Genomic DNA, 13764 nt, shown 5'->3' with positions numbered 1-13764 from the left:
ATTTTAAACTAAAAAGTTGCATTGATACCAAAAGTTAAAGTTCTGGCTCTAGGATATGCTGAATAATCAAATCCAGGCGTAAGGGTAGAATTTTTGACAGATACTTCTGGATCAGGGCCGCTGTAGCCGGTAATGGTAAAGATGTTCTGTGCCGATAAATAGGCTCTTAGTGATCTGATTTTAATGTTCTTTAAAACCGCTGATCCTAAACTATAGCCCAGGGAAACAGTTTTCAGCCTCAAATAAGAACCATCTTCAATCACTCTTGAAGAATAATAAGCAGGTCCTTGTCCGCCTACCCGATTGAGTGTATTGCTAGGATTGGCTGGCGTCCAACGGTCGGCATAGCTTGCATACTGATTCAATCCCACTGCTCCTGTTGCATTCCCTTCAAAAACCAATCTGTTTGCATTTACGATATCGTTTCCATAAGACCATTGCAAAAACACGTTTAAATCGAAGTTTTTATAGTTGAAATTATTTGAGAAACCACCAACATGAATGGGATAAGCCCTACCGATCTGTGTTTGATCCAATGTATTCACCACACCATCACCGTTCAGATCCTTGTATTTGATATCTCCGGGCTGAACCGCTGTCCGGGCGCTTCCATTATTAACCACATCTGCCCTTAAAGAGTATCTTCCATCCGGTAACTGATCAAAATCACTGAACTGATAAATCCCGTCGAAAACAAAACCATACATGGCCGCAATAGGATTGTTCAATTTAGCCACATACAATGGAACGCCGGTATATCTTCTTTCCCAAACAATCGGCGTTTGCAAAGACTCCTGATTATCCGCCAGTCCGAGCAATTTGTTCTCATTAAAACTAATGTTGAAATTGGATGACCAGGTGAAATCTTTCGTTTTAATGTTTACGGTGTTCAGTGTAAACTCTAAACCTTGGTTGCGCACTTTGCCAATATTTTTAAAAGCATTGGCATACCCTGTTGTGGTTGGTAAACTTGCATTCAGTAACAAATCAAAAGTTGTTTTCCTGTAAGCATCAAAAGTAAACTGAATCCTATCTTGAAATAAAGATAGATCATAACCAATATTTGTGGTTGCAGTAGTTTCCCATTTTAAACCTGGATTGCCAATGGCCATGGGAATAATTCCTTTTACGATACTGTTGTTGAATGCATAAGCTGCCATCGGCTCGATGATGAAGGTGGAGTAGGTTGAAAAATCACCTATTCTGTTGTTTCCTGTCTCACCATAACTGATCCTTAATTTTGCATCGTTAATAAATTTAATATTTTTCATAAATGGCTCATCGCTCATTCTCCATGCAAACGCACCCGAAGTAAATACGCTCCATTTATTGTCATCCCTAAATTTTGATGATCCGTCTGCCCTCACCGTGGCGGTGAACAGATACCTGGATTTGTAATTATAATTTACACGGGCCAAACCTGAAGCCAGTGTTGATCCTGTAGCGGTTGAAGTAATCGTTCTTGGCGTTCCTTCATCTAATCCATTAATTCCTAAACTCTCATTTGGAACTGCTACAGCGGTATAGCCGTAACCCGTAGCATTGATTCCCTGCAAGGTGGCTCCCAAAAGTACGTTCAGGCTATGGTTTTTATTAAAACTATTGTTGTATGTCAACGTGTTTTCATTTACCCAGTTATTCACCTGACGATAAGCAATGCCGCCGTTCACGCCTGATGCGCCTAATGGACCAAACGGACTTCCTGAGCGTGTAAGCGTATTGTTGAAACTTTCGCTTCTATTCTGGTTGTTATTCAAACCTCCAGTCACCCTCAGTTTCAGCTTTGAGGTAATTGCGTAGTCAACGTAGGCGTTGGCAATAATACTGTTGTTTACGTTTTTGCGGTATTCGTTATTTACCGATGATATTGGATTGAAACGGTAATTTACAGTCTCGTCTATCTCTGGATCGAACAGTTCATTTAACAGATCAGCGTTGCTTCCACTAACTGGTCTGTAGCCCCAAACACTGTACATTAGATTGGTACTGGCGTTGATTTGTGAGGTAGAAGATGATGGTGTGGTTCCAGTAATGTTGATACTGCTGTAGTTGGCATTGATTCCAATCTTGACTTTTGAATTTAGTTCCTGATCCAGCGTGACCCTACCCTGGTAACGGGAAAATCCTGAATTGATGATGACCCCTCCCTGACCCAGCGCTGAAGCTGAAACACTATAACGGGTTTTGGCAGTTCCACCGCTGATTGATAAATTATTGCTATGCATTAATGCGTCCCTGTAAAGCTCATTTTGAAAATCGACACCCTGAACATTGCGATAAGATTCTAAGTTTCGGCCGTTACTGAAGTATACCGCGGCCGTGGTAATTGGATCAAGGTCGTTCTGCAGGCGGACAAATTCATATGGACCCATCATTTCCTCCCTTTCAGACACCCGCTGTACAGCTACGTAACCATTATATTTTACAACAGGTTCGCCAATTGCACCTCGTTTGGTGGTGATCACGATTACGCCATTTGCTCCCCTTGATCCGTAAATAGCAGTAGACGAAGCATCCTTTAATACTGTAATGGTTTCAATCTCTTCAGGATTGATAACATTGTTGTTGGGATTATCAATTGGAAATCCATCAATTACATACAATGGCGTATTATCTTGTGTAACAGAGTTGTTTCCTCTAATTACGATGTTATTGGATATACCAGGCTGTCCTTCATTGGACGATACTTCTACCCCAGCCACACGACCCGCTAAAGCATCATCAAAAGATTTTACCGGTGCCTTTTGCATATCCGTGATATTTACCTGAGCTACTGAACCAGTCAAATCTTGTTTTTTTACTGCCCCGTACCCAACAACTACAACATCATCGAGCCCCTGAGATAAACTGATTAACCGGACATTGATCTCGGTCCGGGATCCGATCTGGATGGTTTGCGGTATATAACCTACATACGACACCGATAGTGGACCAGCATTTGAACTTGGAATATTAAGGGAGAAGTTGCCATTTTGGTCACTAACCGTCCTGGCGTTCTCGCCAGCTTTGACGTTTACGCCAGGTAGCGATTCTCCGGTTTTTTCGTCTGTTATTTTTCCCTTAAGTTGCCTTGTTTGAGCATCAGCATAATGAATGATCAATAGCGGAAATATTAACAATAATAGAAATTTTCTCATACGCGTTTAGGATTATGATTTGGTTATAATTTAAGGACCAACAAAGGTGGTCATTTTCTATTTGCTATAATAAGAAGGGGTAAATTGCCGAAACAACCAGAATCCAGACTTAAAGTAACGGTTTATATTGGTTAAATTTTATAATATAAAATCATATTTTATATTAATAACTAAAATTAAAGATATTATTTAGATAAACAAATTATTTTCTTTTTTTTTTGAAACACAAAAAAGAATTAACTAATCCAATTGGCAAAAAAAAACCCATCGGTTTAGGATGGGTTCTCTAGCTGACATGATGTAGTCTAACCGGGATTTAATTTTTGGTTTATTGATTTACCAGTTTCAATAATGGATTGCAAAATTCGTTCGTGCCCCAACATATCATATCTGTAAGTTGGCATATACATGCCCAAACAGGCTATGATTTTCTCATCTTTAAACAATGGCACCGCCAAGCCCACAATTTGGTTTACGCTGATTTGAATAGCATATCCAATCTCCCTTATTTTTGAGAGCTCTACAAAAAAAGAAGAAAGTGATTTTGCTTCAGTCCATTCATCAGCCTTCGGCAGTCCAAATTTTTGCACAAATGCCTCCAGTTCAGAATCGGCCAAATAGGCTAACATAATCCTCCCTGCAGCAGTATCATATGCTCTTTTCTCCGAGGCTGTCCGAGCCTGAACATCATGATCACTTTTCACTCTGAGAAGTACCAAACGGAGGTCGTTCTGTAAGACCGATAATTCCGAATTCTCGTTTAGCTCTAATGTTAAATGCTCCATATCGGATCTGGAAACATCTATGAGTCCCTTACGGTATCCCTCATTTCCAGTAAGATTATATGCAGCAGATCCGAGAATATATCCCTTTTTGAATTCGGCCTTTTCAATGTACTTCCTGTTCATCATAGTTTTGATAATGTTGGAACAGGTTCCGGCATTAAGATTTAAGGCTTGTGAAATTTCTCCAAGAACCTTAGGTTTATCCGGCTCTCGGGCAATAAATTCCAATATGTCAAAAGCCCTGTTAATTACTTGTATCATCGAAAGTTTTAAAGTATAGAACCAAATATATAAAGTTTACATTATAAAATGTTATTTTATAATGCAGGTTTTAAAACTTCAATGGTACTGAACTCATTTTCCTAACTCCGCGATTGAAATATGAACATCAGAATCAATCAACAAAGAAGAATTATTTCAGCTTAATTAGATATATTGTTACTTTTAAGGTATCATTCGTAGCCTTAACAAATATAATATCAGCAGAACTCATACCAACAAATTTTATCTGCTCCACAAGACTAGCCTACCCTTTAACTGATCAACTAATGAATTGGGTAGATCAACTCCTTAATTCCTACCCAGCCATGCACTCCATAAACATTACTATCGCCAGCATACAAAAATAATCTCCACCCATCGCATAAATACTATACCACAGTGACTGATGAACCAGCCACCAATTGATGTTTCGAGCGAAACTTCGAGACTTCCAAATGACGTCTGCAGGCTAAGTAAATAAAAATATATCTCTCAGTTCTAAACTTATCAAAACAATCAATTAATCCTCTTCAATTCTGTATTGATCAGCAGAAAAGGAAATTGGTAGATGAAAATTACCTTGATTAAGGATTGTAGAACCTAACAGATAACAATCTTCTTTCAGGGAAAACTGTGGCATCCTTTTAGTCCAAAAATATAGGGATAGCCAGTCCAAAACTGAGGACAGCAATCAAAAAAACTTAATCAACTAAACCTGTCGATAAAAATGAAGCTTTGCTAAACCTTTTCTCTACTCCCCGCTACCGCATTAGCCTTCCAAAGAATAAAGCCCAACCTTCCGCAGCATTCCGCCACAAAATACTCAATATCAGCGGTCACATCATTAACGATATGGAAGCGGATTTTATATTTGGGATTATAACTGATATAAACGACCAGATCATCGGAAGAAAAACCCCTACCCGAGAGTGGTTTAAAATGAACCTCCTGCAGATCCCTTGCCACCCTAACCAAACGTTCATTCATTACCTTCGCCAGGTTCTTCTCCGGCTTGAAATCAGTCTCCAATATGGCCAGTACAGTTACAGTCATGGCGCAAAAATAAATTCCTTTTTTAAATCTGCAAACCTGCAAAAGTAACCAGCTGAAAATGAACTACAATAATTTCACAGGACAAATTCAGCTCTTAAAAACATTAGTATCCATTTATTGAGAGTAGGGTATTGCTTTTTAATGCTTGATTCCAATCTTTCTCCCATTGCTTCGCGGCAATAGGATGAATAATAATGAGCAACTCTTAAATCCTGACCAATAAAACCTGTAAAACACGCTAATACCACTTCTTGCAAGTTTTTCTTTAGCTCTTCCATCAACGTACCCTGGGGTTCTCTTGCACAGAAAATCTTCGAATATGCATAAGTTTTCCTATAAGCTTCTAATCAAAGCGAATTGATGTTCAAGCTTTAGTGCTGGATTTAATTTCATATAATCATCGATGAGGGTTTTTTTCATTTAAGCGATCCACTTGTGAAAGACTTTAAATGCAGATTAATCTCACTGAGTTTAATCTGCTTTTCTAACACGGATAAATCATCAACCCTATGATCAAAAGTACCCACCGACCAAAGATTGGCGCAGGATGAATTGAGAGGATAGTTAAAGCCATTCCATTATTAATTAGAATTTGGTGCAACGTTCTATTTCTAAGTTGAGCTTCTAACCTAAAAAGGATTACACTACCATAAAATCAATATTTTGTAGTTTTAGTTAGTCGGTATGAGAACCATAATTTTATTATTATCATATGTTGGCATATGGATTTAAATAATCAAGCAGTTCCGAGTTTTATGGGAATGGATTCTGAGGAAATCAAAACAATAGAATATATCGCAGAAGGATTGACTTGCGCTGAGATTGGATTGAAATTAAAAGTTAAAACCAGTAGAATTGACAATATCCGAAAAAACCTAATATCAAAGACCCGAAGCAAAAACACAGCTTCGTTGATTTCGTTTGCCTACAAATACGGATTGTTGAAGCTATAACCTTGGGAAAACAAAAATAATTTCACTTAAAAACTCATTCCCGAAGATAAAAATTTATCGAAGCATCAATCCCATCCAAAATTTCCGCAATAAGGACAATCAATGGATGTTACCTTTAAAATATAGAATCCCGCTGCCGAAAACAGATTTATAGGTCAGCCCTCTCCAAGAATTTGTCTATATTTTCTCGATGATCCCTTCACTGACAGCAAATGGCAATATCGATTTGCAGAAATCAGCGGCTTTGACAGCAAATCACGGCCTACATCAAGATTTAATAATTCGCTAACACCATTGGGTATTGTAGAAATTAATTTTGCAAATCAAAACTTTTAAAAATTCATGAAACAAACCTTAGTAATCATTGGCCTGCTGTTATCAGGCGCAGCCTTTTCACAACAGAAGCTCGACGTACAGGCACATCGCGGAGGTATGGCGTTGCTACCAGAGAACACGATTCCTGCCATGCTCAATGCGGTAAAACTAGGCTGCAAAACCTTGGAGCTTGATGTAGTCATCTCCCAGGACGGAAAGGTGGTGGTATCACATGATCCTTATATGTCTGCAGCATTTATGAGCAAACCCGATGGTACTGAGGTGCTCAAAAGCGAAGAAAAAAATCTGAGTATCTACCAGATGCCCTATGATACCGTAAAATCCTACAGCTCGGGCCAAAGACCCCATCCGTTGTTCCCCAATCAGCAAAAACTTAAAACACACAAGCCCTTGCTAAGCGACTTGATCGACAGCGTCGAAACCTATGTCAAAAAAAACAAGCTTAAGCCCGTGTTTTATAACATCGAAACCAAATCATCCCCAATGGGAGACGGAAAATATAATCCTTCTCCAGAGGTCTTCGTGGAAAAGCTGATGAATGTGGTCAATCAAAAGAATATTCAAAGCCGCCTGATCATTCAGTCTTTCGATGTGAGAACATTAAAGATCCTGCACCAGAGATCGCCCAAAGTAAAGCTATCATTATTGGTTCAGGGAAAAATGAATCTAACCGAAGAACAGCTTAGAAAGTATGGACTTACGGAAAAAGAAGTTGCTGACTATTTTAAACAGATGAACGCTAAAAAAGGTGGAATGGAAGAAGAGCTCGCTAATCTGGGCTTCGTTCCCGACATTTACAGCCCTTATTTCAGTGGTGTGGATGAGCAAATGGTTCAAAAAGCCCACCAGAAAAAAATGCTAATATTGCCATGGACCGTGGATAAGGAAGAAGATATGATTTCATTGGCCAAAATTGGTGTCGACGGGATAATTACCAATAGCCCTGATATAATGGTCCGCCTGTTTGGAGATTATCAAAAAAAGTAAAATAAAGTAGGATAATGAGAAGCATTTAGACTAAGATCTAAATGCTTCTGCTTTTTAAACATGTTTAGTTTAAACTTATACTGTTAACTTGCCATCAACAAAAATGTATAAAGTTCATTCACAACTCTACTTGATCATGAGTTGCTGACTCATGAAAAGAAATTTCATCTCTGCCGCAACTTTTTTCTGCTTTACTTTAGAATAAATCTGCGTTGTGCGGATACTAGAATGCCCTAACATATGAGATACACTTTCAATGGAAATTCCTTTTTCTAGTGTAACAGTTGTAGCAAATGTATGTCTGGCTACATGAAAAGTTAGATTCTTATTTATACCAGCCTTTTCCGCGACAACTTTTAAAGCTCTGTTCGTGTATTGATTTGACGGACATGGAAAAACTGTTTCTCTATGAATTGCATCTGGCGAAAATCTATATTTTTGAATTAATGCCAAAGCAATAGGCAAGACCATCACATGAAAACTTCGCTCATTTGTAGTAAGAGTTTTTTTCCTCTTCATAACCAGCCAAACACCCCCTTCGTTATCTGTTGTGATATGGCATGGAGACAGCGAATTGATTTCACTGTATGCAAGCCCGGTATAGCAGCTAAAAACAAACATATCTCTCACAGCAGCCTGAACAACATCTGGTAGATCAATGTTTTGGATAAGGCGTAATTCATCGTCGTCCAAAACCTCCCTGTCTTTTGTCACTAATTTTCTGCTAAAATGAATGAATGGATCACGTATTATCCATCCAAACTTAAGTGCAAGTCCCATTAATTTTTGCAACCGTTCCATATGTTTCATTACTGTGTTGTTAGTACAAACCCTTTGTCCTTTATCCGGAGTCTTTGTTCGCAGGTATACCCCAAAATCTGTAAGAAACTTAAAGTCGATTTTCGCTAACTGGATGTCCGATAACTTTTTTTTCTTTAGAAATTCAGTAAGAAACCGCTCAGTTGAGTAGTAGTTTTTTAAAGTTCCTGCAGCCAATAATTTTCCTGGTTGATCAAAATGATATTTAATTAAGGCTTTCAAAGTCTTACCCTGATCCTCGCCTTCAACCTTGGCTTTAATTTTCTCAGCAGTAATTAGCTCCTTTTGAAATCTCAATTCATCATAAGCTGCTCCAATTTCATTTATCAATTGTCGCATCCTGTCTCGAATTGAATTGTTTTCCATAGAAGTCCCCTTTAACCGCTGGGCTTTTTGGTCCCATTGCGATGGATCTACGGACTTTTTAGTAGCGAAATAAACCATCTTTCCATCGACAGTAATTCTAACATACAACGGAGCGGTCCCAAAGGCCTTCCTGTCACTTCTAACGTAGAAATTAACACTAAAACTGTGCTTTGATTTCATCGAATTTCCTCCTATTTTTTTTACCAAATCCGGATCAAGCAAAAAAGTTGGGGAGTAATCTTAAGCATAAATTTTAGATAACCTGAATAGAAAGAATTTCACATTTCTCACACCTCTGAACTGTGCTCTAAAAGCCTTTATCTTTGCATTGAAAGATTCTGCCGAGGCATTGGTTGATCTGTTATCAAAGTAGTTTAGTATCGTTTCGTAGTTGTTCTGGATTGTTCTTGAAATTGTGTTAAACGATTTAAATCCAGCGGCTTCTACTTGATTATACCAAATGGCCAGCTTTTTAAAAGCAATTATCCTGTCCTTGGATGTACTGAGTATAGTGGACAAGCCCTGACTCAGTTTATAGGCCTGTTCAAGATCAGGATACAAACCAAATAAAAGCTCAGCCCGATGTGATTGTGAAGGTGTCCAGTTGACCTCCCGCTTGAATAGCAGATATCTGCTTCTTGCCAGCAATTGTTTTACAGTGTCACCATTTTCCAGCAATTCCGGTACCCAGCGTTTTTTTACAGCCTTGGCCAGCTCCATTTCCTTATTTTCCTGTTCTATGGCCTCCCATCTGTGTCTTATCCTTATTTCCTGGACGCCTTCGGTAGCCAATTGCTGTACGTGAAAGCGATCAGAAACCAGTTTGGCCTGAGGGAAGCACCGTTTAACTATACGCGACATTGTTGGAGCAAGATCAAGAGTAACTTCTTTCACTTTTCTACGCAGGCCCACCTTGATCTGAGAGAGGACTTTGATTACAGATTCGCTTTCAGTTCCTTTAATAATGGCAACAAGGGCACCTTTTTTACCTTTTGCAGCCTTATTGGTCAGAACGGTATACAACTCTCCCTGGGACAGGCTGGTTTCATCTATGGAAAGATATTCTCCCATATTTTCAGGAAATAGAAGCCAGTCCCCAGCATGTTCCAACTGATCCCAAACGGTAAATCCACTCAGATGGCTAGCATACTGCTCCTCAAGACGTTTGCCGTCAACACCAAAGAAATGACCTAACGTTTTACAGCTTATTGGGCTTGAATCCAAATAGCTTTTCAAAAAAAAATGCAAACTCAGTAGTCATCTTGGTACCATCGGCAATCAGGTTCCAATCCCTGAAAACAATCTGTTTTGTATTGAGATTTTGCCACTTGCGCCGCTTTACCTTCAAAAAACAAGGTTTTCCACGCAAAGGAAAATCACGAACGGTGATTTCATCGAAAAAGCCCTTAGAAATCAACTTTTCACCTGAATACTCTTCGGGATGAATGTTTTTCTCTAAAAGATAAATATGGTAAGAGCCTTCAGAAAGTTCGAACTTATCAAGTTCAAAGTATTCAGTTAACCCTTCTGGTAGTATAAAAGATAATATTGAGCTGTCCAAAATAATAATGTTGAACAAAATTAAATAAACTTCTCAACTCCCCAACTTTTTTGCTTGATCCATATTCTCCCATATTTTCAGGAAATAGAAGCCAGTCCCCAGCATGTTCCAACTGATCCCAAACGGTAAATCCACTCAGATGGCTAGCATACTGCTCCTCAAGACGTTTGCCGTCAACACCAAAGAAATGACCTAGCGTTTTACAGCTTATTGGGCTTGAATCCAAATAGCTTTTCAAAAAAAAATGCAAACTCGGTAGTCATCTTGGTACCATCGGCAACCAGGTTCCAATCCCTGAAAACAATCTGTTTTGTATTGAGATTTTGCCACTTGCGCCGCTTTACCTTCAAAAAACAAGGTTTTCCACGCAAAGGAAAATCACGAACGGTGATTTCATCGAAAAAGCCCTTAGAAATCAACTTTTCACCTGAATACTCTTCGGGATGAATGTTTTTCTCTAAAAGATAAATATGGTAAGAGCCTTCAGAAAGTTCGAACTTATCAAGTTCAAAGTATTCAGTTAACCCTTCTGGTAGTATAAAAGATAATATTGAGCTGTCCAAAATAATAATGTTGAACAAAATTAAATAAACTTCTCAACTCCCCAACTTTTTTGCTTGATCCCCTTCTGGTAGTATAAAAGATAATATTGAGCTGTCCAAAATAATAATGTTGAACAAAATTAAATAAACTTCTCAACTCCCCAACTTTTTTGCTTGATCCCCAAATCCAATACCAAAAGCAGATAAAAAACGGATACGTGGACCTGGTACTTTTGTTCAAAAAAAATATGTCTAAAAAAATTTCGATTTTGTTGAGAGGACAATAATACTGAGAAAAGTCTGGTATTGGATTTGGTAAAAAAAACATTGATATTCTTTTACCCAAACTGATACCAATAAAAAAACAAAACCCCCTAAATTCACCATTTAGAGGGTTTTTGATACAAATTGTATCTGTAGTTGTCGGGATGGCAGGATTCGAACCTACGACCTCCTGCTCCCAAAGCAGGCGCGATACCGGGCTACGCTACATCCCGAACTTAGGTATCACCTTTTTTAAACCCTTTTTTGAAAGTAGGTTTGAACTTTTTGTCGGGATGGCAGGATTCGAACCTACGACCTCCTGCTCCCAAAGCAGGCGCGATACCGGGCTACGCTACATCCCGAACTTGGTATCTTCTTTTGTTAACCCCTTTTTCGAAGGGTTGGCAAAGAAACGATTTTTAAATGATAAATCAATTTTTTTGCCAAATTATTTTTTCTTTTTGCGGAGAGGGCGGGATTCGAACCCGCGGTACCGTTACCAGTACGACAGTTTAGCAAACTGTTCCTTTCGGCCACTCAGGCACCTCTCCAACTTCCTCTAATTTCTGTCCTACCGACGTTGTTTTGAGGTCTGCAAATATAGTAAAACAACCTATTCTACAAAAAAAAATTACAAAACTTGTTGATAATCTATTCGTACATGATAGATACTCATTAGCATCGTCTTGAAAATCAATTTGATAGTTTCAATATCTTTTAATGTTAAATCGCAATTATCTAACTGATTTTGCTCCAATTTATAGTTAATTATCCTTTCAACTATGTCATTTATGTTCTGAGCATCGGGATTTTTTAGACTTCGAGACGCTGCTTCTACCGAATCTGCTAACATTAGAACGCCTTGTTCTTTGCTAAAGGGGATTGGTCCAGGGTATCTAAAAATATTCTCATCAACGAATTTTTCTGGTGTGTTTTTTAAGAAAGACTGATAAAAATAATCCACCCGGGTATTTCCATGATGTGTTCTAATAAAATCTATGATAGCTTCGGGAATCTGATTTTTCCTGAGAATTTCAATTCCTTTATGAACGTGCTGAATAATAATCTGTGCACTTTGCTCGTAAGGCAATTTGTCATGTGGACTTATGGCAGTGTTTTGGTTTTCTATGAAATACTGTGGATTATCAACTTTACCAATGTCGTGATAAAGCGCTCCTGCCCTAACCAATACGGAGTTTCCTCCAATTTTGAAAATTGCCGCTTCTGCAAGATTTGCAACTTGTAATGAGTGCTGGAACGTTCCGGGTGCTTTGAAGGCAAGCTCGCGAAGCAATTTGTTATTAGTATTTGTAAGTTCTATTAGGGCAACATCAGAAGTAATACCAAAAATACGCTCGAAAAGGTAAATTAAGGGATAAGCCAAAAGGGAAAGTAAAACACTAAAAACAAATGGTATAAAATTGATCCATTCAATTTCCCTGAAACTACCTTCTCTTAATAAAGCAATACCAACAAAAGCAACGAAGTATGAGAACAGTATAAACATGGCAGAAACTAGAAACCGCTCCCTTTTTACGAAGTTTTTAATACTGAAAATGGCAACCATACCAGCGGTTACCTGATAAAAAACAAATTCAAAGCTGTTGGCCACAAAGAAACCTGCAATCAGAATCACCAGCATATGCAGGTAAAGTGCCAAACGTGTATCAAAAAGAATCCTTATTATAATGGGGACGACACAGAATGGAATGTAATATAAACTTGGAATCTCCATTTTGATAGCCCAAGTAAGTGCCAAAAGCATTCCCGTAGTTACAATAAGTATTAACGATAGCTGGCGATTATCAGCAAAAATATCTTTCCTAAATAGAAAAAGAAAGGACATCAAAATGGCTAGAATGAAACTTACCAAAACCACCTGGCCAAAATACACGAGCACACTACTACCTATAGTTTTTGTTTGCGCATCGTAAGTAGTTTTGTAAGATTCGAGTTTCTGATAAATTTCTTCATCAATCACATCATTTTTAGAAACAATCAACTCGCCCTTTTGCACCATCCCTTTGGTAGTAGAGATATTGCTAATCGTATTATCTTGAATAACCTGAGTTAGCCTTTCATCAAAGACGATATTGGGTGCTATATGGTCCATTGCAAGGTTCGCTACCAGATCAACCATTACTTGATTTGTAGCTTTAAAGTTAGCCTTGAAAAACAAGAGCGCACTTTCTGCAGTAAAAACGTCTTGAGTATTTCGAGTTTTTGACACGTTATTTTCCATCAAAGAAAAATCGTAATTTTTTGCGCCGCCCTGATGTTTCACATTTAAGCCGATAACTCCTTTTTGATAGATGCTTTTTAAAAGATTATAGACTTCAGTTTTAAATTGAATACGATCTTTTTCGTCAAGTTGCGTTGATTTCCATTTAATATCGAAGTCGTTCGAAAATTCTTCTAAAGCGTTTTCCGAAATCGATTTATCAAATTGGTAAACAGGCAGAATATTTTTTAGGGCATTTTTTTTATCATTACTAACCTGTGGATTGGTTTTTAGTATAGCGAAGCTAAATGGCGAAATCAGGTCTTTGTTTTTCCATACTGTGTTCTTTTCGAATTCATATCGAAAACGCGGCTGTTTAGGAAGAAAAAGCGTAATGATGAACACGGTAAAAATCATCATCACATACTTCAAGTTTGACGAATATTTACGGTAAAGGATTTTATGTGAATTTTTCTTGA

At 38.2% G+C, this 13764-nt stretch carries 11 protein-coding genes and 3 tRNA genes; 2 read left to right on the top strand and 12 right to left on the bottom strand.

All coding sequences use genetic code 11. The features are described 5' to 3' along the window. Positions 1-8: 8 nt before the first annotated feature. From AC3ITD_RS05570 to AC3ITD_RS05555, 4 genes are all read right to left on the bottom strand, one after another. Entirely contained in the window at positions 9-3137 is a 3129-nt protein-coding gene (locus AC3ITD_RS05570; protein WP_489364727.1) for a SusC/RagA family TonB-linked outer membrane protein, read from the bottom strand. A gap of 305 nt (positions 3138-3442) precedes the next feature. After that, positions 3443-4183: an IclR family transcriptional regulator gene (locus tag AC3ITD_RS05565; protein ID WP_489364725.1), complete on the bottom strand. Its 741-nt coding sequence runs from the start codon at positions 4181-4183 to the stop codon at positions 3443-3445. 738 nt (positions 4184-4921) lie between these two features. Beyond that, the gene (locus tag AC3ITD_RS05560; protein ID WP_489364723.1) at positions 4922-5236 is read right to left on the bottom strand and encodes a hypothetical protein; all 315 of its coding nucleotides are present in this window, start codon (positions 5234-5236) and stop codon (positions 4922-4924) included. A 74-nt stretch (positions 5237-5310) separates the two neighbouring features. Beyond that, the gene (locus AC3ITD_RS05555) at positions 5311-5514 is read right to left on the bottom strand and encodes a hypothetical protein (protein ID WP_489364721.1); all 204 of its coding nucleotides are present in this window, start codon (positions 5512-5514) and stop codon (positions 5311-5313) included. Positions 5515-5958: 444 nt separating this feature from the next. Here AC3ITD_RS05555 and AC3ITD_RS05550 point away from each other — a divergent pair, with 444 nt between their 5' ends. Beyond that, positions 5959-6189: a helix-turn-helix transcriptional regulator gene (locus tag AC3ITD_RS05550; RefSeq protein ID WP_489364719.1), complete on the top strand. Its 231-nt coding sequence runs from the start codon at positions 5959-5961 to the stop codon at positions 6187-6189. Positions 6190-6531: 342 nt separating this feature from the next. After that, the gene (locus AC3ITD_RS05545; RefSeq protein WP_489364717.1) at positions 6532-7512 is read left to right on the top strand and encodes a glycerophosphodiester phosphodiesterase family protein; all 981 of its coding nucleotides are present in this window, start codon (positions 6532-6534) and stop codon (positions 7510-7512) included. 126 nt (positions 7513-7638) lie between these two features. Here AC3ITD_RS05545 and AC3ITD_RS05540 read toward each other — a convergent pair whose 3' ends face one another. The 8 genes from AC3ITD_RS05540 to AC3ITD_RS05505 all read right to left on the bottom strand — a co-directional run bounded on the left by AC3ITD_RS05540 (position 7639) and on the right by AC3ITD_RS05505 (position 13702). Further along, complete coding sequence (locus tag AC3ITD_RS05540) at positions 7639-8877, bottom strand: site-specific integrase (protein WP_489364715.1); 1239 nt, start codon at positions 8875-8877, stop codon at positions 7639-7641. A 60-nt stretch (positions 8878-8937) separates the two neighbouring features. Then, positions 8938-9921, bottom strand: coding sequence for an ISAon1 family transposase (locus tag AC3ITD_RS05535; RefSeq protein ID WP_489364713.1), 984 nt, complete (start codon positions 9919-9921; stop codon positions 8938-8940). Continuing rightward, a complete protein-coding gene (locus AC3ITD_RS05530; protein WP_489364711.1) occupies positions 9896-10258 on the bottom strand; it encodes an ISAon1 family transposase N-terminal region protein in 363 nt (120 codons plus the stop codon). Before AC3ITD_RS05530 ends, AC3ITD_RS05535 begins: the two co-directional genes overlap by 26 nt. A gap of 200 nt (positions 10259-10458) precedes the next feature. Next, a complete protein-coding gene (locus tag AC3ITD_RS05525) occupies positions 10459-10821 on the bottom strand; it encodes an ISAon1 family transposase N-terminal region protein (protein ID WP_489364709.1) in 363 nt (120 codons plus the stop codon). A gap of 402 nt (positions 10822-11223) precedes the next feature. Beyond that, positions 11224-11297, bottom strand: a tRNA-Pro gene (locus AC3ITD_RS05520). A gap of 55 nt (positions 11298-11352) precedes the next feature. Beyond that, positions 11353-11426 (bottom strand) — tRNA-Pro (locus AC3ITD_RS05515). 102 nt (positions 11427-11528) lie between these two features. Then, positions 11529-11615: transfer RNA gene (locus AC3ITD_RS05510), tRNA-Ser, on the bottom strand. 80 nt (positions 11616-11695) lie between these two features. Beyond that, positions 11696-13702: an HD family phosphohydrolase gene (locus tag AC3ITD_RS05505; protein ID WP_489366636.1), complete on the bottom strand. Its 2007-nt coding sequence runs from the start codon at positions 13700-13702 to the stop codon at positions 11696-11698. Positions 13703-13764 lie beyond the last annotated feature (62 nt).

The organism is Pedobacter sp. KH_004 (assembly GCF_057840755.1).
Note: the sequence above shows the minus strand (reverse complement) of the source record. Positions and strands in the feature narration are given on the sequence as shown.